At 74.4% G+C, this 19211-nt stretch carries 19 protein-coding genes; 4 read left to right on the top strand and 15 right to left on the bottom strand.

All coding sequences use genetic code 11. The features are described 5' to 3' along the window. Nucleotides 1–147 precede the first annotated feature (147 nt). Nucleotides 148–1164: a phosphatase PAP2 family protein gene (locus ACIQWA_RS14705; protein ID WP_402482216.1), complete on the top strand. Its 1017-nt coding sequence runs from the start codon at nt 148–150 to the stop codon at nt 1162–1164. A 17-nt stretch (nt 1165–1181) separates the two neighbouring features. Continuing rightward, nucleotides 1182–1724, top strand: coding sequence for a G/U mismatch-specific DNA glycosylase (gene mug, locus ACIQWA_RS14700; RefSeq protein WP_402482213.1), 543 nt, complete (start codon nt 1182–1184; stop codon nt 1722–1724). Between the two features lie 48 nt (nt 1725–1772). Here mug and ACIQWA_RS14695 read toward each other — a convergent pair whose 3' ends face one another. After that, nucleotides 1773–2675 carry a LysR family transcriptional regulator gene (locus ACIQWA_RS14695; protein WP_402482211.1) on the bottom strand — a complete coding sequence of 301 codons (903 nt, stop codon included), beginning with the start codon at nt 2673–2675 and terminating at the stop codon, nt 1773–1775. Nucleotides 2676–2808: 133 nt separating this feature from the next. Between ACIQWA_RS14695 and ACIQWA_RS14690 the strand changes: the two genes are divergently transcribed. Then, nucleotides 2809–3807 (top strand): NADP-dependent oxidoreductase, encoded by a 999-nt coding sequence (locus ACIQWA_RS14690; RefSeq protein ID WP_402482208.1) that lies wholly within the window; start codon nt 2809–2811, stop codon nt 3805–3807. Nucleotides 3808–3838: 31 nt separating this feature from the next. Here ACIQWA_RS14690 and ACIQWA_RS14685 read toward each other — a convergent pair whose 3' ends face one another. The 3 genes from ACIQWA_RS14685 to ACIQWA_RS14675 form a co-directional block, all read right to left on the bottom strand. Continuing rightward, on the bottom strand, nt 3839–4795 hold the full coding sequence (locus ACIQWA_RS14685) for a M48 family metalloprotease (RefSeq protein ID WP_360226054.1): 957 nt from the start codon (nt 4793–4795) through the stop codon (nt 3839–3841). Between the two features lie 3 nt (nt 4796–4798). Then, nucleotides 4799–5224: a BlaI/MecI/CopY family transcriptional regulator gene (locus ACIQWA_RS14680; protein WP_360226051.1), complete on the bottom strand. Its 426-nt coding sequence runs from the start codon at nt 5222–5224 to the stop codon at nt 4799–4801. A gap of 109 nt (nt 5225–5333) precedes the next feature. Then, a complete protein-coding gene (locus ACIQWA_RS14675) occupies nt 5334–6263 on the bottom strand; it encodes a DMT family transporter (protein ID WP_402482205.1) in 930 nt (309 codons plus the stop codon). Here ACIQWA_RS14675 and ACIQWA_RS14670 point away from each other — a divergent pair. Then, nucleotides 6262–7716: a PLP-dependent aminotransferase family protein gene (locus ACIQWA_RS14670; RefSeq protein ID WP_402482203.1), complete on the top strand. Its 1455-nt coding sequence runs from the start codon at nt 6262–6264 to the stop codon at nt 7714–7716. The two genes, ACIQWA_RS14675 and ACIQWA_RS14670, sit on opposite strands and share 2 nt — an antisense overlap. A 37-nt stretch (nt 7717–7753) precedes the next feature. On the opposite strand, the gene htpX is transcribed toward ACIQWA_RS14670, so the two are convergent. The 11 genes from htpX to ACIQWA_RS14615 all read right to left on the bottom strand — a co-directional run bounded on the left by htpX (nt 7754) and on the right by ACIQWA_RS14615 (nt 18989). Further along, nucleotides 7754–8617 carry a zinc metalloprotease HtpX gene (gene htpX / locus ACIQWA_RS14665; RefSeq protein WP_360226042.1) on the bottom strand — a complete coding sequence of 288 codons (864 nt, stop codon included), beginning with the start codon at nt 8615–8617 and terminating at the stop codon, nt 7754–7756. Between the two features lie 118 nt (nt 8618–8735). Then, the gene (locus ACIQWA_RS14660) at nt 8736–10286 is read right to left on the bottom strand and encodes an NADH-quinone oxidoreductase subunit N (protein ID WP_402482200.1); all 1551 of its coding nucleotides are present in this window, start codon (nt 10284–10286) and stop codon (nt 8736–8738) included. 56 nt (nt 10287–10342) lie between these two features. Beyond that, nucleotides 10343–11947, bottom strand: a complete 1605-nt coding sequence (locus ACIQWA_RS14655) for a NuoM family protein (protein WP_402482198.1) — start codon at nt 11945–11947, stop codon at nt 10343–10345. Nucleotides 11948–12003: 56 nt separating this feature from the next. Next, nucleotides 12004–14082: an NADH-quinone oxidoreductase subunit L gene (locus ACIQWA_RS14650; RefSeq protein ID WP_402482195.1), complete on the bottom strand. Its 2079-nt coding sequence runs from the start codon at nt 14080–14082 to the stop codon at nt 12004–12006. Then, on the bottom strand, nt 14079–14456 hold the full coding sequence (gene nuoK, locus ACIQWA_RS14645) for an NADH-quinone oxidoreductase subunit NuoK (RefSeq protein ID WP_402482192.1): 378 nt from the start codon (nt 14454–14456) through the stop codon (nt 14079–14081). Before nuoK ends, ACIQWA_RS14650 begins: the two co-directional genes overlap by 4 nt. After that, nucleotides 14456–15190 carry an NADH-quinone oxidoreductase subunit J gene (locus ACIQWA_RS14640; protein ID WP_402482189.1) on the bottom strand — a complete coding sequence of 245 codons (735 nt, stop codon included), beginning with the start codon at nt 15188–15190 and terminating at the stop codon, nt 14456–14458. The genes nuoK and ACIQWA_RS14640 overlap by 1 nt, the downstream gene beginning before the upstream one ends. Continuing rightward, entirely contained in the window at nt 15187–15810 is a 624-nt protein-coding gene (locus tag ACIQWA_RS14635; protein ID WP_402482186.1) for a NuoI/complex I 23 kDa subunit family protein, read from the bottom strand. Before ACIQWA_RS14635 ends, ACIQWA_RS14640 begins: the two co-directional genes overlap by 4 nt. After that, nucleotides 15807–16766, bottom strand: a complete 960-nt coding sequence (gene nuoH / locus ACIQWA_RS14630; protein ID WP_402482184.1) for an NADH-quinone oxidoreductase subunit NuoH — start codon at nt 16764–16766, stop codon at nt 15807–15809. Before nuoH ends, ACIQWA_RS14635 begins: the two co-directional genes overlap by 4 nt. Beyond that, complete coding sequence (locus tag ACIQWA_RS14625) at nt 16763–17950, bottom strand: NADH-quinone oxidoreductase subunit C (RefSeq protein ID WP_402482183.1); 1188 nt, start codon at nt 17948–17950, stop codon at nt 16763–16765. Before ACIQWA_RS14625 ends, nuoH begins: the two co-directional genes overlap by 4 nt. Beyond that, a complete protein-coding gene (locus tag ACIQWA_RS14620; RefSeq protein WP_360226018.1) occupies nt 17947–18582 on the bottom strand; it encodes an NADH-quinone oxidoreductase subunit B family protein in 636 nt (211 codons plus the stop codon). Before ACIQWA_RS14620 ends, ACIQWA_RS14625 begins: the two co-directional genes overlap by 4 nt. Next, nucleotides 18573–18989 carry an NADH-quinone oxidoreductase subunit A gene (locus ACIQWA_RS14615; protein ID WP_360226015.1) on the bottom strand — a complete coding sequence of 139 codons (417 nt, stop codon included), beginning with the start codon at nt 18987–18989 and terminating at the stop codon, nt 18573–18575. The genes ACIQWA_RS14620 and ACIQWA_RS14615 overlap by 10 nt, the downstream gene beginning before the upstream one ends. Nucleotides 18990–19211: the final 222 nt, after the last annotated feature.

Here is a 19211-nt window from a genome sequence, read left to right as displayed (position 1 = left end):
CGGGGCGGCGAGGCCGCTCCGGCCGAACTTTCGCCCGGATCACGGGACTTTCGTCCGACGAGATTTGACCCGACCGTGGGATTTTCTTACGAGCCGGTCATGGTTCGCCCAGAGTCCTCCAAGCTTGCGTTGCTAGTTTCGCTGAACATGACGAAGCTGCTGAGCCCGGCCCCGCCGACCCCGGTGCGGGCCGGACGTCTGCGTCCCGCGACCGAACGCGACCGCCGGACCGGCCTGGCCAGACTGCGGCTGCTGGCCTGGCCGGCCTACCTCACCGCCTTCGTCTGGTTCCTGGCCACCCAGGGCATGGCCTTCGCCAACGACGTGGTCTTCCTCTGGCTGATCGGCGCCCTGCTCACCGCCGCCGTGCACAGCGGACACGGCACCCGCGGCTTCCTGCTGGTGCTGCGCGACTGGGTCCCGGTGATGGCCGTGGTCTGGGCCTACTCGCTGCTGCGCGGCTACGGCGCCCACACCCCCTGGGCCCCGCACTGGCTGCCCCAGCTGCGCTTCGACGAGGTGCTCGGCGCCGGGGAGACCTGGACGGTACGGCTCCAGCACGCGCTCTACACCCCCGGCTCGCCGCACTGGTACGACTACGCGGCGACGACCGTCTACCTCTCGCACTTCCTCGTCGTCTTCGTCCTGCTCGCCGTGCTGTGGCGGCAGGCCCACCAGCGCTTCCGTCAACTCCTCGCCTGCTACTTCACGCTGACCTTCGCCGGCTTCGCCACCTACCTGCTCTACCCGGCCGACCCGCCGTGGCTGGTCGGCCAGCAGGGCAACCTGCCCGAACTGCACCGGGTGGTCTGGGAGACCATCTCGAACCTGGGCCTGCCGCAGGCCGACTCGCTGCTGGAGAACGGCAGCCAGTTCGCCAACGACGTCGCCGCGATGCCCTCGCTGCACTCCGCCTACCCGGCGATGCTGCTGTTCCTGTTCTGGCCCACCGCCCGGCCCTGGCTGCGCGCCCTGCTGGTCGCCTATCCGCTCGCCATGGCGTTCACCCTGGTCTACGGCGCCGAGCACTTCATCATCGACATCCTGGCCGGCTGGACGTACGCCGCCGTGGTGGTGTTCGGCCTGCGGTGGCTGCGCGACCGCCGCACCGCACGGGCGACGACGGTCAGGGCAGAATCGGCCGGGTGCACTCCCCTTCCGTGAAGCCGACCCCGACACCGATGAAGCCGACCCCCGAGCAGCTGCGGGCCGCCCAGGACACCACCATCCCGGACGTCACCGGGCCCGGGCTGCGGGTGCTGTTCTGCGGCATCAACCCGGGCCTGTGGTCCGGGGCCACCGGGCACCACTTCGCCCGCCCGGGCAACCGCTTCTGGCCCGCCCTGCACCGCTCCGGCTTCACCGAGCGCCAGTACCGCCCGGACGAGCAGGGCGAACTGCCCGCCCTCGGCCTCGGCATCACCAACGTCGCCCCGCGCACCACCGCCAAGGCGGACGAGCTCACCGCCGAGGAGCTGCGCGCGGGTGGCGCGGCGCTGCGCGAGCGGGTGCTGCGACTGCGGCCGCGCGTCCTCGCGGTGCTCGGCATCGGCGCCTACCGGACGGCCTTCGGGCAGCGCCGGGCCGTGATCGGGCGCCAGCCGGAGGGCATCGGCGACACCGAGGTGTGGGTGCTGCCCAACCCGAGCGGCCTCAACGCCCACTACACCCTGGACGCGCTGGCGGCCGAGTTCCGCAAGCTCCGGGAGAGCCTCGACGGCTGATCGGTTGATCGGCTGATCCGCTGACGGGCCAGGGCCGGGCCGCGCTGATCAGGCCGCCGTCAGCCCGGCCGGCAGCGGCAGCTCGCGCAGATCGCGGATCAGCGCCCGGACGGCGGCCGTACCGGCCAGCTCGGGGGTGGTGACGTACCCGACGAAGCGGCTGGGCGGCTGCGGGCCGAGGTCGGTGACGGCCAGCCCGGGCGGCGCGCCGAGCAGTGCCGTCCGGGGCATCACCGCCATGCCGAGGCCCTGGGCGACCAGCGAGAGCGCCACCGTGTCGTCCTCCGCGTCGACGGTCGCGGGCGGCAGCCAGTCCTGCCGCCGCCACCAGTCCCTGGTGTACGAGCCGCAGTTCTCCGCCCAGTCCACCAGCGGCAGCCGGCGGGGCTCCGGGTGGCCCTGCGGGTGGGCGAGGGCGTACGACTCCTGGTACAGCCGCACCGCGACCAGCCCGGGCACGGCCGGCGGACCGCCCGCGTCCAGGGTGGCCAGCCCGAGGTCGGCGCGCCCGTCCGCGACCTCCCCGGCGGTGCCCCGGCCGAGCTCCCGGACGATCCGCACCCGCGGGGTGAGCCCCGGGTGCTCGGCGGCGAGCCGGGCCAGCACGGGCGGCAGCAGGTGGGCGGCGGCGCTGCGGAAGGCCGCGATCCGCAGCGTGCCGGTCAGCGGACCCGCCGGGCCGGCGCCCGCGCCCCGCACTTCGGGGCCCATCACCGCCAGCAGCCGTAGGATCCGGCGGGCGTAGCCGACCGCCCGTGCGCCGGCCTCGGTGGGGCGTGCGCCGTGGCGCCCGCGGTCGAAGAGCACCGCGCCGAGCTTCCGTTCGCAGGCGCGCACGGCGTGCGAGACGGCGGACTGGGTCGTCTCCAGGCGCGCGGCGGCCGCCGTGAAGCTCCGCTCCTCGTCGACGGCGACCAGGACGCGCAGCTCGTGCGGGGCGAGTTCGGTCATACGGCGAACCTACCGTCCATCGAATCCGCTCATGGAAGGAGCCGATCCATCGCCGCCGACCCCTGCCAGGCCGCTCCCCCGCTTCCTACGGTGATCACGTCCCCGCCGATCTCCCCCGTACGGAGCACCGCCGATGTCCCGCCCCACCGCCCGCGCCGTCCACCTGGTCTCCCGCCCCTCCGGCGCGCCGAGCGCCGAGAACTTCGCCTTCGTCGACGTGACCCTCCCGGCGCTCACCGCCGGCGAGGCCCTGGTCGAGAACCTCTACCAGTCCGTCGACCCGTACATGCGCGAGGAGATGGACGAGGGCGGCTGGCAGCTGCACGCCCCGTTGGAGGGCCGCACCCTCGGCCGGGTGGTGGAGTCCCGGGCCGACGCGCTGCCGGTCGGCGCCCTGGTCTTCCACCGGCAGGCCTGGCGCACCCACTCGGTGGTGACCGCCGAGCGTGCCAACCTGCTGCCCGACTTCGCGGGGGTCCCGCTCAGTGCCCACCTCTCGATCCTCGGCGGCACCGGGCTGTCCGCCTGGGTCGGCCTGACCAGGATCGCCCGGCTCCAGCCCGGCGAGACCCTGTTCGTCTCGGCCGCGGCCGGCGGGGTCGGCACCGCCGCCGGCCGGATCGCCCGACTGCTCGGCGCCGGCCGGATCATCGGCAGCGCCGGCTCGCCCGCGAAGGTCGCCCACCTCACCGGGCACCTCGGCTTCGACGCCGCCTTCGACTACCACGACGGCCCGATCGCGGACCGGCTGCGCGAGGCCGCCCCGGACGGGCTGCACGTCTACCTGGACAACGTCGGCGGCGCCCACCTGGAGGGCGCGATCAGCGCGATGCGCGACCACGGCCGGATCGCCTGGTGCGGCGCCGTCGCCCAGTACAACAACCCGCTGGACCCGCCACCCGCGCCGCGCAACCTCTACGAGGTGGTCGGCAGGAGTCTGCGCCTGGAGGGCTTCCTGGTCCGCAACCACCTGGACGCCCGCCCCGAGCTGTACGACTTCGCCGTCCCGCACCTGCGCTCCGGCGCCCTCGTCCCGGACGAGACCGTCGTGGACGGCTTCGACCACGTGGTGGACGCCTTCCTGGGCATGCTGCGCGGCGCCAACACCGGCAAGATGCTCGTCCGGATCTGACCCCTCCCAGGGCGGGCCTGAGGGCGCCGCCCTAGAGCGGGGTGACGGCCTTCAACACCACCAGCAGCGCCACCGCCGCGTTCAGCGCGCACAGCGCCGAGGCCGCCGTGCCGACCGCGGCCACCATCGCCGCCAGGCCCGCCGGGGTCTTGGCCGGCGGCCAGTTGCGGGCCGTCGGCACCGGGCCGAGCAGCGCGGCCACCCGGCGCGGCACCGGGCCGGGCGCCGGGGCCGGGGCGGCGAAGGCCGCGAAGCCGGGCACCGGGGCGGCGTGCGAGACCAGCGCCGCCCGGGCCACCGCCCGGGCGGTGATCCGCCGGTCGCCCACCGCCTGGGCCGACTCCTCGTCCGCCCACCGCTCGGCGCTGAACGCCACCGCCTCCTGCAACGGCCGCAGGAACGGATTGACGCAGGCGGCGAGCTGGGTGGTCAGCAGGTAGCGGTGGTGGTGGTGGCGCAGGTGCGCCCGCTCGTGCGCGAGCAGCGCCTCCCGCTCGTCCTCGGCCAGCCCGGCCAGCATCCCGGTGGAGACCACCACCCGCCCCGGCGAGCCGGGCAGCGCGTAGGCGTACGGGCTGTGGTCCGGCAGCACCGCGAGGTCACCGGCCTCGGCCGGGGCCTCCGGCAGTCCGGCCAGCGCCCGCCGGGCCCGGGAGCGGACCCGCAGGTGCCGCACGACCGTCCGGGAGCAGGCGAAGCCGACCAGCGCCAGCAGCCACATCGCCGCGGTGCCGACCGTCTCGTGGTACGGCAGCGCGTGCCGCACCTCCGGGTCGGACCAGCTGTCCGGCAGCGGGTTGCCGGGGATCTGCGCCGTGCCCACCACGCCGATCAGCCCGAGGCAGAGCACGCTGCACACCGCCATCACGGCGCTGATCACGGTCATCAGCCGGGCGGCCCCGCGCGGGTGCAGGTGCTGCTCGGTCAGCCGGGCGATCGGCACCGCCGTCAGCGGCAGGATCAGCGGGAGGAAGACGAAGAAGCCCACGAGTCAGCTCTCACGGTCGGCCGCTGGGGGCTCCGCGGACGCGGCGTCCAACAGCGCCCGCAGCAGTTCCTCGTCGTGCGGCAGCAGCGCGGTGACGAAGCTGGCGAGGACGGCGTCCCGGTCCGCCTCACCGTCGAGCATCCGGCGCATCCGCAGCGCGGCCAGCCCGGCGGCGTCGGCGGAGGCCTGCCACAGGTAGGAGCGGCCGGAGCGGCTCCGGGAGACGGCCTTCTTGGCGTGCAGCCGGGACAGGATGGTCATCACCGTGGTGTACGCCAGGTCGCCGTCGATGCGTTCCTGGACCCACCCCGCGGTGGCCGGGCCGGGCGCCCGCTGGAGCACCGCCAGCACCTGCGCCTCCAGCTCGCCCTGCCCGCGCCGTCGGGTCGGCGCGTCCCCGGACGCCGGGGCGTGCCTCTCGTCTGCCATGACGGCCCACTCCCTCCGGATGCCGCTCCCCGGACCGACGGGGGCGCGGGGTCATCCTAACGAGCCGGCGGCTCCTCCGGACGGCCCTGTGCGAGGGTTCGGGCCCGCACTACGCTCGGGCCCGCTGGGTGACCGCGATGCAGCCCAGCACCACCACGGCCGTCAGCGGCGCGGCCACCGGCAGGTCCTCGCCGAGCAGCAGCACCGACCAGACCAGCGTCAGCAGCGGCTGGGCGAGCTGCAGCTGGCTGGCCCGCGGCACCCCGATGGCCGCCATCCCCCGGTACCAGAACACGAACCCGCCGAGCTGGGAGACCGCCGCGATGTACGCCAGTCCGACCAGCGCCTTCGCGCCGAGCCGGACCGGCTCGGCGGAGAGCCCGTGGGCGGCGGTCAGCAGCATCACCGGCGCCGCGGCCACCACCGCCCAGGCGATCACCCGGGCGCCCGGGAGGTCCCGGGAGAGCCGCCCGCCCTCCGTGTACCCGGCCGCGCAGACCAGCACCCCGGCGAACAGGTAGAGGTCGGCGACGGTCGGCCGGCCGTGGCTCTGCAGCAGGGTGAAGCCGAGCACGGCCGCCGCCCCGGCCAGCGCCGCCGCCCAGAACAACCGGGACGGCCGGCGGCCGGTGCGCAGCGCCGAGGCCACTGCGGTGGCCAGCGGCAGCAGGCCGATGACCACCGCCGAGTGGGCGGTGGAGGAGGTCCGCAGGGCGAGCGTGGTGAGCAGCGGGAACCCGACCACGCAGCCGGCCGAGACCACCAGCAGGCCGGGCCACTGCCGGGCCTTCGGCAGCGGGGCGCCGGAAGCCAGCAGGTAGAGCCCGGCGAGCAGGCCGGCCACGGCGCCGCGCAGCCCGGTGGAGGTCCACGGGCCGAACCCGTCGAGGGACCACACGGTGGCCGGGAAGGTGAGCGAGAAGGAGGCCACCCCGAGGGCGGCGAGGGCCGTTCCGGAAGCGGTGCCGGGGGCGGTGCCGGAGGTACCGGTCCCGGGTGCTATCGCCACGGGCCGGGTAGCGCTATCTTGTGCCGTCATGAACGAGCGTAGCAGCGTGACCGAACTCGCCGAAAGCCTCCGGCGGGAGGTCGAGCGCTACCCGGAAGGGCGAAAGCTGCCGTCCAGCCGGGCCCTGACGGAGCGCCACCAGGTCAGCCCGGTGACGGTCTCCCGCGCCATCGCGGTGCTGGTCGCCGAGGGACTGGTGGTCTCCCGGCCGGGTGCCGGGGTGTTCCGGGCGGCGGCCTTCGCCGCGGCCCCCGACTCCCCGGCGGCCCCGGCCGCCCGGCCCGGCGACCTCTCCTGGCAGGAGGTCGCACTCAGCGCCGACTCCGGCCCGCGCGACCTGCTGGCCGCACCGGTGTTCGCCACCCTCCAGGTGCCCCCGCCGGACGTCATCGACCTCAACAGCGGCTACCCCCACTCCTCGCTGCTGCCCGAGCGGCTGCTCGCCGCCGCCCTCGCCCGGGCCGGCCGCCGCCCGGGCGCCTGGGACCGGCCGCCCACCGACGGCCTCACCGAACTGCGCGGCTGGTTCGCCCGCGACATCGGCGGCCACGCCGGGCCGATCAGCGCCGGGGACGTCCTGATCACCGCCGGCGGGCAGGGCGGCCTGACCGTGGCGATGCGCTCGCTGGCCGCGCCCGGCTCCCCGGTGCTGGTCGAGTCGCCGACCTACTCGGGCATCCTCGCGGTGGTGCGGGCGGCCGGGCTGCGACCGGTGCCCGTCCCGGTCGACGCCGACGGCGTCCGCACCGAGCTGCTGGCCGACGCCTTCGAGGCCACCCGGGCCCGGGTGTTCGTCTGCCAGCCGCTGTTCCAGAACCCCACCGGCGCGGTGCTCTCGCCCGCGCGCCGGGCGGAGGTGCTGCGGATCGCCCGGGCCGCCGGGGCGTTCGTGGTCGAGGACGACTTCGCCCGGCTGCTGGTCCACGCGGACGCCCCGGCGCTGCCGCGCCCGCTGGCCGCCGACGACCGGGACGGGGTGGTGGTGCACCTGCGCTCGCTCACCAAGGCCGTCTCCCCCAACCTGCGGGTCGGCGCCCTCACCGCGCGCGGCCCGGCGCTCGCCCGGCTGCGGGCCACCCAGGTGGTGGACAGCTTCTTCGTGCCCCGGCCGCTCCAGGAGGCGACCCTGGAGCTGGTCTCCGACCCGGCCTGGGCCCGTCACCTGCGCACCCTCGGAGCCGAACTGCGCGACCGCCGCACCGCCGCCGTGGCCGCCCTGCACCGCGAACTGCCCGGGGTGCTCGGCGCCCACCGGCCCGGGGGCTACCACCTGTGGCTGCGGCTGCCGGACGGCACCGACGACGGCGCCCTGGTCGCCGCCGCCCGGCGCCGGGGTGTCCAGGTCACCCCCGGCCGGCCGTACCACGCCGCCGAGCCCCCGGCCCCGCATCTGCGGCTGAGCTACGCCGCCGCAGACAGCCCCGCCCAGGTCGCCGAGGGCATCCACCGCCTGCGGACGGCCTACCAGGAGTCGACCGGCTGACCGCGCCGCCCCCAGCCCCGGCCCCGCGCAGCGGCCGCTACGACCGGTACCCGGCCATCCGCTCCAACCGCGCGATCCGCTCCGCCATCGGCGGATGCGTCGAGAACAGCCGCGCCCCCGCCTCCCCCGGCCGGAACGGGCTGGCGATCATCATGTGGCTCGCCGTCTGCAACTGGGGCTCCGGCGGGAGCGGCAGCTGGCGGGTGCCGGCGTCGAGCTTGCGCAGCGCACTGGCGAGGGCGAGCGGGTCGCCGGTGATCCGGGCGCCGTCGGCGTCGGCCTGGTACTCGCGGGAGCGGCTGACGGCCAGCTGGATCAGCCCGGCGGCGATCGGCCCGAGGATCATGATGGCGAGCATCCCGAACAGCCCGGGGCCGTCGTCGTCCTCGTTCCGGCCGAACGGGATCAGCCAGGCGAAGTTCACCAGGAACATCACCACCGAGGCCAGCGCCCCGGCGACCGACGAGATCAGGATGTCCCGGTTGTAGACATGGCTGAGCTCGTGCCCGAGCACCCCGCGCAGCTCGCGCTCGTCCAGGATCTGCAGGATGCCCTCGGTGCAGCAGACCGCCGCGTTGCGCGGGTTGCGGCCGGTGGCGAAGGCGTTGGGGGCCGGCGTCGGGGAGATGTAGAGCCGGGGCATCGGCTGCCGGGCCGAGGTGGAGAGCTCCCGCACGATCCGGTACAGCACGGGCGCCTCGAACTCGCTGACCGGCCGGGCCCGCATGGCCCGCAGCGCGAGCTTGTCGCTGTTCCAGTAGGCGTAGGCGTTGGTCCCGAGGGCGACCAGCAGGGCGATCACGAAGCCGGTCCGGCCGAAGAATCCGCCGATCACCAGGATCAGTGCCGAGAGGCCACCGAGCAGGACGGCGGTCCTCAGTCCGTTGTGCCGGCTGTGCACGTCAGGCCCTCCAGTGGTGCGGTGGGGAAGCCCTTTCTGCCTCGTCCCTCTTGCCCGCTCAACGGGCGGGCCCCGGGACCTTGTTCCCTTGTGACCGACGCGACACCCGGTCGGCGGCTCAGAACAGCGAGCCGCCGGCCACCTGGAGGACCAGCTGCGGGGCGACCGAGAGCACCACCGCCGCCGAGGCGGTGAGCCCCAGCGTGGCGGTCAGGCTGACCGGCAGCGGCCGCTCGGCGCCGTCCCCGGCCGACGCCTCCGCGGCCGCGTCGGCCGGGGTGAACAGCCGGGCCGTCCACAGCAGGTAGTAGTACAGGGCGACGACCACGTTGACGGCCATCACCACGGCCAGCCACCCCAGCCCGGCGTCCACGGCCGCACGGAACACCACGACCTTGCCGAACAGGCCGATCACGCCGGGCGGCAGCCCGGCCAGGCAGAGCAGGAAGAAGGCCAGCGCGAGCGCCGTCCAGCGGTTGCGGGCGAACAGGCCGCGGAAGTCGTCCACGCTGGTCCCGGCCCGGCGGCCGACGGCGGCGACCACCCCGAAGGCACCGAGGTTCACCACGCCGTAGATCAGCGCGTACGCGGCGGTCGCGCCCAGCGGATCGGCCCCGGTGGGCGCGTAGCCGGCCGCGGCGAGCGGCACCAGCAGGTACCCGGCCTGGCCGACCGAGGACCAGGCCAGCAGCCGCACCGCGCTGTACCGGGTGTCGAAGCGCTGCCGCAGCGCGCCGACGTTGCCGACCGTCATGGTGACGGCGGCCAGCACGGCGAGCACCAGGCCCCAGGTGTGGGCGTACGGGCGGAACGCGACGGTGGTGGCGAGCGCCAGCCCGGACAGGCCGGCCGCCTTGCCGACCACCGAGAGGTAGCCGGCCACCGGCAGCGGGGCGCCGGTGTAGGTGTCGGGCACCCAGAAGTGGAAGGGGACGGCGGCGACCTTGAAGGCGAAGCCGACCAGGGTCAGCACCGCCCCCGCCTCGGCCAGCGCCTTGAGCTGGGCGGGCGCGTGCTCCAGCCCCTGGGCGACGGCGCCGAGGTGCAGGCTGCCGCCGGCCGCGTAGACGAAGCCGATGCCGAGCAGCATCACGGCGGTCGCGGTGACGGAGGAGACGAAGAACTTGAGCGCGGCCTCCGCGCCCCGCCCGTCCCGGCGCAGCGCGACCAGGGCGAAGGCGGGCAGCGAGGCGACCTCCAGGGCGATCACCATGGTGGCGAGGTCGCGGGAGGCGGGCAGCAGGGCGGCGCCGGTGGCGCTGGAGAGCAGCAGGAACCAGTACTCGCCGCGGGGCAGCTTCTGGTCCTCGACGGTGTGCATCGACAGCAGCGCCGCGATCAGCGCGCCGCCGAGGGCCAGCAGCTGGAAGACCAGCGCGAAGTGGTCGGCGACGTACGAACAACCGCCGGTGTCAGTGGCCCCTGCTACGTTCCGGAGGCAGAAGGTGGCCCGGGGTGATCCCCCGGTGAGCGGAAGGAGGGCGAGCAGGGCGAGCGCGAGCCCGGCGGCGGTGAGGCGGCCGAGCCAGCGCTTGTGCCGTTCGGGCAGGAAGAGGTCGGTGACCAGCACCGCGAGGGCGGCCACGGCGGCGATCAGCGGGGGCGCGATCGCCACCCAGTCCACGGACTGGATCAGGCTGCCCGGGTGGGCTACGGCGAGGGAGGTCACAGTGTGCTGCCCCGTGGAGTGAGGTCCGAGTGCGGCGGTGTGGGCTGCGAGCACGGTCAGCCACCCCCGAGGAGGTGCTTGACGGCCGGGTCGGAGAGCCCGAGCAGGAGGGCGGGCCAGAGTCCGGCCACCAGGGTGAGCGCGGCCAGCGGCGTCCAGCTGACGGCCTCGTACGGCCGCAGGTCGGGCACCTCGGCCACCGGCGCGGGCTGCTCGGGGTCGCCCATGCAGACGCGCTTGACCACGATCAGCAGGTAGGCGGCGGTGAGCAGGGTGCCGAGGCCGGCCAGGACCATGTACGTGACGAAGGCCGGGCGGGACAGCCCGGCGGCCGGGTCGAAGGCGCCGAACATGGCGAGCAGCTCGCCCCAGAAGCCGGCCAGGCCGGGCAGGCCGAGGCTGGCGACGGCGGCGAAGGCGAGCAGCGCGCCGATCCGGGGTGCCCGGCCGTACAGGGCCGCGCCGGTGGCCCCGGAGAGGGTGTCCAGGTCCGCCGTGCCGTAGCGGTCCTTGACCGCCCCGACCAGGAAGAACAGCAGGCCGGTGATCAGACCGTGGGCGATGTTGGCGAACAGCGCGCCGTTGACGCCCACCGGGGTGAGGGAGGCGATGCCGAGCAGTACGAAGCCCATGTGGCCGACGGAGGAGTAGGCGATCAGGCGCTTGAGGTCGCCCTTGGCCCCGGAACCAGAGGGCGCGGAGCGCTTCGAAAGAAGGGTGGTGGCGGGTGACGGGAGGGCGAGCGCCAGGCAGGCCAGCGAGCCGTAGACGATGCCGACGGCGGCGAAGGCGCCCAGGTAGGGGGCGAGCGTCGCGGTGCCGTCCGGCACGACCGGGAGGAGCACCCGGACCAGTCCGTAGGTGCCCATCTTGAGCAGCACGCCGGCCAGCAGCACCGAGCCGACCGTCGGGGCGGCGGTGTGGGCGTCGGGGAGCCAGCTGTGCAGCGGCCAGGCGGGGGCCTTGACCGCGAGCCCGACCATGATCGCCAGCGCGGCGACCACCTGGGTGGTGTGGCTCAGGCCGTTGCCGTGCCCGGCGGCCAGCGCCTGCATGTCGAAGGTGCCGGCCTTGCTGCCGATCAGCAGGAAGCCGAGCAGCATCACGGCCGAGCCGAGCAGCGTGTAGAGGATGAACCGGTTGGCCGCCGGGGTCCTCGCACCGCTGCCCCAGCGGGCGATCAGGAAGTACATCGGGATCAGCACGATCTCGAAGGACAGGAAGAAGAGGATCAGGTCCAGCACCGCGAAGGTGGCGAGCATGCCGACCTCGAGGAGCAGGAACAGCCCGACGAAGGCCTGCGCCGAGGGGACGCCCTCCCCGTCCGGCAGCCGCTTCTCCGAGTACAGCGCGCAGAGGAAGGTGAGCAGCGCGGTCAGCACGATCAGCGGCAGCGAGACGCCGTCCACCCCGAGGTGGAAGCGCACGTGCAGGGCCGGGATCCAGTCCAGGTCGGTGGTGGCCTGCATCCGGGCCGGCGCGCCGTGGTCGAAACCGGCCGCGAGGACGACGGAGAGCAGCAGCACCGCGCCGGTGAGGACGGAGTTCAGCCGCAGCGCCCGGCGGCCGGCGACGGCCTGGTCCGGGCCGAACACCGGCGCCAGGGTGAGCGCGGCGCCGAGCAGTGGCAGCACCAGGAGGGCGATGAGGACCGCGTTCATCGGGGGCTCCTCGGGGCGGCGGTGGAGAGGACGGGGATGGGGGAGAACGGCACCGGCTACACCGCCACCAGGACGGCGAGCAGGACGACCCCGGCCAGCAGGGCGCTGAGGTAGGTCTGCGCGTTGCCGGTCTGCGCGAGCCGGACGGCCCGGCCGAGCAGGTTGGCGCCGATCCCGCTGCCCTGCACATAGCCCTCGACGACCTCGCGGTCGAGGAAGCGGACCAGCCGGGCCGCCGCGACCACCGGCCGGACGAACAGCAGGTGGTAGAGCCGGTCGACGCCGAAGCCGTGCCGGGCCGGACCGAACAGCGGGCCGAGCAGGGTGCGCCCGGGGTCGGCGACGACCACCTCGGCGGCCGGGGCTCCGGCCTGCTCGGGCACCCTGCCGGCGGCGGCCGGGGCGGGCCGGCCGGTGGTCAGCCGCGCGGTGGCCGAGCGCCAGGCGCCGTACGTGGCGAGCACACCGACCACGGCGAGCCCGGTGCCGGTCACGGCGGTGACGCCGGTGGGGCGCAGCGAGCCGCCGTCCAGCAGCGCGGGCAGCCAGTCCGAGCGCAGCCCGGCGACGCCGAAGGCGATGGTCGGGACGGCCAGCACCCACAGCGGCCAGCGCATCGCGGGCGGCTCGGCGGTGGTCGGGTCGGCCTCGTCCGGCTCGGGCGAGTACGGCGCGTCGGCCTCGTGGTCGGCCGGAGCGGCCTGGGCGGCCTGGGCCGCCTGGGCCGCCTGGGCCGCCTGGGCGGCCCGAGCGGGCGCGGCCGCGCCCGCCGGGCTGTGGAAGGCGACCAGGAACAGCCTGGCCGCGTAGGCACCGGTGAGCAGCGCGGTGAGCGCGGCCGAGATCAGCACGATCCAGCCGGCCGCCTGCGGCACCGCCGAGGCCGGGCCGAGGCCGTTGGTCAGCGCCTCGCCGTTGGCGGCGTGCTCGGCCGCGGTGAGCACCGCTTCCTTGCTGAAGAAGCCGGAGAACGGCGGCAGACCGGCCAGCGCGAACAGCGCGATGCCCATCGTCCAGTGGGCGTCCGGGACGGTCCTGCGCAGGCCCGGGATCCGGGACATCGCGGAGATCGAGTTGGTGTGCGCGGCGTGGATCACCACACCGGCGGCCAGGAACAGCAGCGCCTTGAACGCGCCGTGGCTGACCAGGTGGAACACCGAGGCCTCGCGGTCACCGCTGGCCAGCGCGCCGGCCATGTAGCCCAGCTGGCCGACGGTGGAGTAGGCGAGGACCCGCTTGAGGTCGTCCTGGGCGAGCGCGCAGAGCGCCGAGCCGATCATCGTCACGGCGGCCATCACCGCGAGCACCACCAGTGCCGCCCCCGACTGGAGGAACACCGGCAGCAGCCGGGCCACCAGGTAGATGCCGGCCGCGACCATGGTGGCGGCGTGGATCAGGGCGGAGACCGGCGTCGGACCGGCCATCGCGTCCGGGAGCCAGGTGTGCAGCGGGAACTGGGCGCTCTTGCCGGCCACGCCGGCGAGCAGCAGCAGCGCGACCAGCGTCGGGTGGCCCAGCCGGCCCTCGGTCGCGGCCGACAGCACGTCGGTGATCCGGAAGCTGCCGGCGTCCGCGCCGAGCAGGAAGATCCCGAACAGGAACGGCACGTCACCGAGCTTGGTGACCAGGAAGGCCTTGAGCGAGGCCGACCGGGCGTCGGCGCTCTCCCAGTGGTGGCCGATCAGGAAGTACGAGCAGACGCCCATGACCTCCCAGCCGACCAGCAGCACGACGAGGTCGCCCGAGTAGACCACCAGGAACATCGCCGCGGTGAACAGCGAGACCAGCGCCGCGTACGAGGGGTAGCGCCGGTCCTCCTTGAGGTACGCGGTCGAGTAGACCTGGACACAGGTGGCGACCAGGCCGACCAGCACCGAGATCAGCGAGGTGAAGCCGTCCAGGTGGACGGAGAGCGCGATGTCCGGGCCGCCGGTCGGGGTGAGCCGGGTGGCGGCGTCCAGGGTCCGGCCGGTGCCGAGCTGGAGGGCGACCACCAGGGCGAGCACGGCCGAGACGGCGACCGGGACGATCGCCAGCGGCCGGGCCAGCCCGGGCGCCTTCTTGCCGACGGCCAGGGTCGCGGCGGCGCCGAGCGCGGGCAGCGCGGGGACGAGGACGGGCAGGGCGAGGTTCATGCGGTGGCCCGGCCCTTCAGTGCCTCGGCTGCGACCGGCTCGTCCTCGGCCGGGGTGTGCGGCTCGGCCGGGTCGCCGAGCGTGGTGGCCCGGTCGATGTCCGCGGTGCCCCGGGCCCGGAACAGCAGCAGGACGATGGCGAGCCCCAGTCCGATCTCGGCGGCGGCGACGGTGATGGTGAACAGGGTGAGCACCTGCCCGGCGTGCAGCGAGTCGCGCAGCCAGGCGTCGAAGGCGACCAGGTCGAGGTTGACGGCGTTGAGCATCAGCTCGACGGACATCAGTACCAGGACGGCGTTGCGCCGGGCGAGCACGCCGTACACGCCGACGCTGAACAGCAGCGCGGCGAGGACGACGGGGTAGACGAGGTGCATCAGCTCTCCTCCGACGCGGACGACGCGGGCGACGCGGACGACGCGGACGACGCGGGCGACGCGGGCGACGCGGGTGCGGAGGGCTTGGGCGTGGTCGCGGCCACCGTCCCGTTCGACCCGACCGGCCGTCCGGCCCGCAGCTTGCCCGCCCGGGGCGTCGGCACCCGGCGCCCGGACCCGCGCGACAGCACGATCGCGCCGACCAGCGCCGCCAGCAGCAGCACGGACAGCGCCTCGAAGGGCAGCACCCAGTTGCGGAACAGGCTGGCGCCGGTCACGGAGGCCGAACCGCCGCCCGCGCCGAGGTCGATCCAGGAGGTCCGGAAGGCGTCGACCACCAGGGTCACCAGGGTCCCGGCCGCGGCCAGCGCCACCACCAGGGCGACCCAGCGGTTCTTGGAGTCGGCGTCCGGCGAGCGCCCGATCGGCGCCTTGGTGAGCATCAGCCCGAACAGCACCAGGACGACCACCGAGCCCAGGTAGATCAGCACCTGCACCCAGGCGATGAACTCGGCCGTGAGCAGCAGGAACTCCACCGCCAGCCCGCCGAGCGCGACCACCAGCCAGAGCGCGGCGTGCACCAGCTGCTTGGTGGTCACCGAGACCACCGCCGAGCCGAGCACCGCGATGCCGACCAGCAGGAAGACGATCTCCTGCCCGGTCGGGGACAGGAACGAACGGGCGGCCGGCTCCAGGGAACCGGTCGCCGCGAGAAGCGTGGCAGCGGCGTTCACGCGTCGTCACCCTTCTCCTCGGCGGCCTCGGCGGTCTCGGCGGTCTCGACGGCCTCAGCGGCCTCAGCGGTCTCGACGGCGGCGGCAGCCTCGGCCGCCGCGGCGGCGGCGAGCTTGTCCGCCGCCTTGCGCGCGGTGGCGATCTCCTTGGGCTCCTCGGCCGCCGGGTCCAGCGCCGGCGGCGCCGGGACGGTCCACATCCACTCCCGGAGCTTCTCCCGCTCGTGGGTCAGCTCGTGGATGTCGGTCTCCGCGTACTCGAACTCCGGCGACCAGAACAGGGCGTCGAAGGGGCACACCTCGATGCAGATCCCGCAGTACATGCAGAGCGAGAAGTCGATGGCGAAGCGGTCCAACACGTTGCGGGTACGGGCCCGGGCGTTCGGCTCGGCGGCCGGCAGCGTCTCCTTGTGGGAGTCGATGTAGATGCACCAGTCCGGGCACTCGCGTGCGCAGAGCATGCACACCGTGCAGTTCTCCTCCAGCAGCGCGATGACGCCGCGCGAACGCGGCGGCAGCACCGGCTGGACCTCGGGGTACTGCGCGGTGACGGTCTTCTTCGTCATCGTCCGCAGCGTCACGGCCAGGCCCTTGGCGAGACCGGCACCGGGAAAACTCATGCGATCGCCACCTTGATGATGCCGGTGAGGGCCAGCTGGACGAGCGCGAGCGGGATCAGCACGATCCAGGCGAAGCGCATCAGCTGGTCCTCGCGCAGACGCGGGTAGGTGACCCGCAGCCAGATGACCAGGAAGGCCAGCGCGAAGGTCTTGAGGAGCATCCAGAGCCAGCCGAGCTGGTCCGCCATCGGCCCGTGCCACCCGCCGAGGAACAGCACCGCCGTCAGCGCCGACACCACCAGGATGCCCGCGTACTCGGACAGCAGGAACAGCGCGAAGCGCAGCCCGGTGTACTCGGTGTAGGCGCCGAAGATGATCTCCGAGTCGGCGACCGGCATGTCGAACGGCGGCCGCTGGAGCTCGGCCAGGCCGGCCGTGAAGAACACGAAGGCGCCGATGAGCTGCCAGGGCAGCCAGTACCACTGCCAGGCGTCCAGGATGCCGGGCAGCGACAGGGTGTCGGCGGCCATCGCCACCGAGGCCGCCGCGAGCACCATCGGCAGCTCGTAGGACATCAGCTGGGCGGCCGTGCGCAGGCCGCCGAGCAGCGAGAACTTGTTCGCCGAGGCCCAGCCGGCCATCAGCTTGCCGATCACGCCGACGCCCATCACGGCCAGCACGAAGAACAGCCCGGCGTCGACCGCCTGGCCGACGAAGCCGTTCGGGCCGACCGGGATCGCCAGCAGCACGAACAGGTACGGCAGCAGCGAGACGGCGGGCGCCAGCTGGAAGACCCTGCGGTCCGCGCCGGCCGGGACGATGTCCTCCTTCTGGGCGAACTTCACCCCGTCCGCGACGAGCTGGGCCCAGCCGTGGAAGCCGCCCGCGTACATCGGGCCGAGCCGGCCCTGCATGTGCGCCATCACCTTGTGCTCGGTCTGGCCGATGAGCAGCGGGAAGACCAGGAAGACGACCAGGGTGGCGACGCAGCGGAGCACCGTGTCGAGCAGGTTCACGCGCCGTCTCCGTCCTGGTCGGCCGCTCCGGCCGGGTTCTCGTCCTTCGCCCCACCGGGCTCCTGCCCGCCGGCCTCGCCCGACGGCTTCTCCTCGTGGGCGGGCACCGGGTTGTGCCAGGGCGCGTCGGAGGACCGTGGCCGCGCCGGGGCCGGAGCCGGGGCCGGAGCCGGGGTCTGGGGCTCGGCCGTCGGCTCGGCGGCGGCATCGGCCGCCTGGCTGACCGAACCGTCGGACACCGACCGGGTCCGCCGCGGCCGGTCCGCCCGCACCGGCGGAGCGCCTTCGGCACCGGGTGCGGCAGGAACAGCGGGTGCGCCCGGAACAGCAGGTGCGTCCGGAGCAGGCGCGCCCGGAACAGCCGAGGTCCCCGGCGCCGCCTCGGCCTCGCCGCCCGCCTGGCTCGCCGAGCCCTCGGAGACGGACCTGGTCCGCCGCGGCCGGTCCGCCCGCACCGCCGGAGCGCCCTCGGCGCCGGGTGCGCCGGCCCCGGCCCCGGCCCCGGCCGCCGCCGCGCCCGCCCGCGGGGTGCGCGCCGCCGCACCGGCCGCCCGCGCACCGCGCGCGGGCCGCTCGGCGACCGGCGGCAGGGTGCCCTTGAGCGGCCCCCACTCGTTCGGGTCCGGCACACCGGCCGGCTGCATCTTGCGCCGAGCCGGGCCGCCGCCGTGGTCCGACTCGCCCGGCTCCTTGGCGCCCGGCCAGTCCTTGGCGACCCGCGCCGCGAGCACGAACTCCTTGCGCAGCGGGTGCCCCTCGAAGCCGTCCGGCAGCAGCAGGGTGGCCAGGTGGGGGTGCCCGGGGAAGTCGATGCCGAACATCTCGTGGGTCTCGCGCTCGTGCCAGGCGGCCCCGGCGTACACCGCGACGGCGCTCGGCAGTGCGGCGCCGTCCCGCGGCAGCCGGGTGCGCAGCGCGAGGTGCCGCACGCCCGGCGCCTCGACGGCGGCCAGGTGGGCGACCACGGAGAAGCCCTCGGCGAGCTCGTCGACGGCGCTCAGCCAGTCGAAGAAGCCCAGGCCCAGCACGTCCCGGGCGGTGGTGAGCGCCTCGATCCAGCGCTCGGCCGGCACGTCGACGGTGATCAGCCCGTACGCCTCGGCGCCGGTCGCCCACTCCCCGACCGACGCCGCGTACTGCTCCGCCGTGAGCGTCTCGACAGGTCGCTCGCCGCGCTCGCTCACGACACTCCTCCATCGGTCGGGGGCCCCGCCACCAGCGGTCGGCGCAGCACCGCGGCGGGCGCGGTGTAGCGGCCGGGCAGGGACTCGGCGGCGATCTTCTCCTGGAGCTTGAGGATGCCCTGGAGCAGCGCCTCCGGCCGCGGCGGGCAGCCGGGCACGTAGACGTCGACCGGGATGATCTGGTCCACGCCCTTGGTGACCGAGTAGGAGTCCCAGTACGGACCGCCGGAGTTGGAGCAGGCGCCGAAGGAGATGACGTACTTCGGCTCGGGCATCTGCTCGTAGAGCCGCTTGACGGCGGGCGCCATCTTGTCGGTGACCGTCCCGGAGACGATCATCAGGTCCGCCTGCCGGGGGCCGGGCGCGAACGGGATCACACCCATCCGGATGAAGTCGTGCTTGGCCATGGACGCGGCGATGAACTCGATCGCGCAGCAGGCCAGGCCGAAGTTGAAGCACCACAGGCTGTAGCGGCGGCCCCAGTTGAGCACGACCTTGACCGGGTCCGGCGCGAGCCGGGCCAGCGGGCCGATGCTCCGGCGCTCGACGGCGCCGGGGCGGGCCGGGTCGGGCAGTCCGAGCGGGACGGGACCGCCCTGGCCACCGTGCGAGTGGGTGTGCGTCACGTCCATTCCAGAACGCCCTTCTTCCAGGCGTAGAGCAGTCCGACCGCGAGGAAGCCGATGAAGAGGAACATCTCGATCAGCGTTCCGGCGCCGTACCCGGCGGTCGCGAAGACGGTCGCCCACGGGAACAGGTAGATCGCGTCGACCGCGAAGATCACGTAGAGGAAGGCGTACACGTAGTAGCGGATCTGGGTGTGCGCCCAGTCCTCGCCCACCGGGTCCACCCCGCACTCGTAGGCGAGGAGCTTCTCGGGGGAGTACACCACCGGCCGGAGCAGCCGGTTGGCGGTGAACGCCACGGTCACGAAGAGCACCCCGATGACGGCCAGCAGGCCCATCGCGGCGTACGCGTCGAAGTAGCCGCCGCCGACCGCCGGGTCGGCCGCGACGGCAGCCACCTGCTGCCCCTCCATGCCTTCGCCTCCACCTCGGCCGCGAACCCGCCCTCAAGACAGTTCTACGACTTTTCCTCACACGGTCTTAACCATGGCCAATGCGTGAGTCTAAGGGGAGGGCTCCACTCCCCCCGAAACCTGCCCGCTCCGCAAGACGTCCGGTGGACAACCCGGTGAACGCCCGGGAGCCCGCCGGGGTGGGGATAACCCCCGCCCGGGAAGATGTATCACCCCCATGGC

This window comes from Kitasatospora sp. NPDC098652 (assembly GCF_044760155.1).
Taxonomy (GTDB): Bacteria; Actinomycetota; Actinomycetes; order Streptomycetales; family Streptomycetaceae; genus Kitasatospora.
The sequence above is the reverse complement of the archived record's forward strand: the minus strand, read 5'-3'. Positions and strand labels throughout refer to the sequence as shown.

Coding starts and splice junctions, on each gene's coding strand:
- ACIQWA_RS14705 (WP_402482216.1), top strand. CDS start 148: ATGACGAAGCTGCTGAGCCCGGCCCCGCCGACCCCGGTGCGGGCCGGA.
- mug (WP_402482213.1), top strand. CDS start 1,182: ATGAAGCCGACCCCCGAGCAGCTGCGGGCCGCCCAGGACACCACCATC.
- ACIQWA_RS14695 (WP_402482211.1), bottom strand. CDS start 2,675: ATGACCGAACTCGCCCCGCACGAGCTGCGCGTCCTGGTCGCCGTCGAC.
- ACIQWA_RS14690 (WP_402482208.1), top strand. CDS start 2,809: ATGTCCCGCCCCACCGCCCGCGCCGTCCACCTGGTCTCCCGCCCCTCC.
- ACIQWA_RS14680 (WP_360226051.1), bottom strand. CDS start 5,224: ATGGCAGACGAGAGGCACGCCCCGGCGTCCGGGGACGCGCCGACCCGA.
- ACIQWA_RS14670 (WP_402482203.1), top strand. CDS start 6,262: ATGAACGAGCGTAGCAGCGTGACCGAACTCGCCGAAAGCCTCCGGCGG.
- ACIQWA_RS14675 (WP_402482205.1), bottom strand. CDS start 6,263: ATGACGGCACAAGATAGCGCTACCCGGCCCGTGGCGATAGCACCCGGG.
- ACIQWA_RS14655 (WP_402482198.1), bottom strand. CDS start 11,947: ATGAACGCGGTCCTCATCGCCCTCCTGGTGCTGCCACTGCTCGGCGCC.
- ACIQWA_RS14650 (WP_402482195.1), bottom strand. CDS start 14,082: ATGAACCTCGCCCTGCCCGTCCTCGTCCCCGCGCTGCCCGCGCTCGGC.
- nuoK (WP_402482192.1), bottom strand. CDS start 14,456: ATGCACCTCGTCTACCCCGTCGTCCTCGCCGCGCTGCTGTTCAGCGTC.
- ACIQWA_RS14635 (WP_402482186.1), bottom strand. CDS start 15,810: ATGAGTTTTCCCGGTGCCGGTCTCGCCAAGGGCCTGGCCGTGACGCTG.
- ACIQWA_RS14620 (WP_360226018.1), bottom strand. CDS start 18,582: ATGGACGTGACGCACACCCACTCGCACGGTGGCCAGGGCGGTCCCGTC.
- ACIQWA_RS14615 (WP_360226015.1), bottom strand. CDS start 18,989: ATGGAGGGGCAGCAGGTGGCTGCCGTCGCGGCCGACCCGGCGGTCGGC.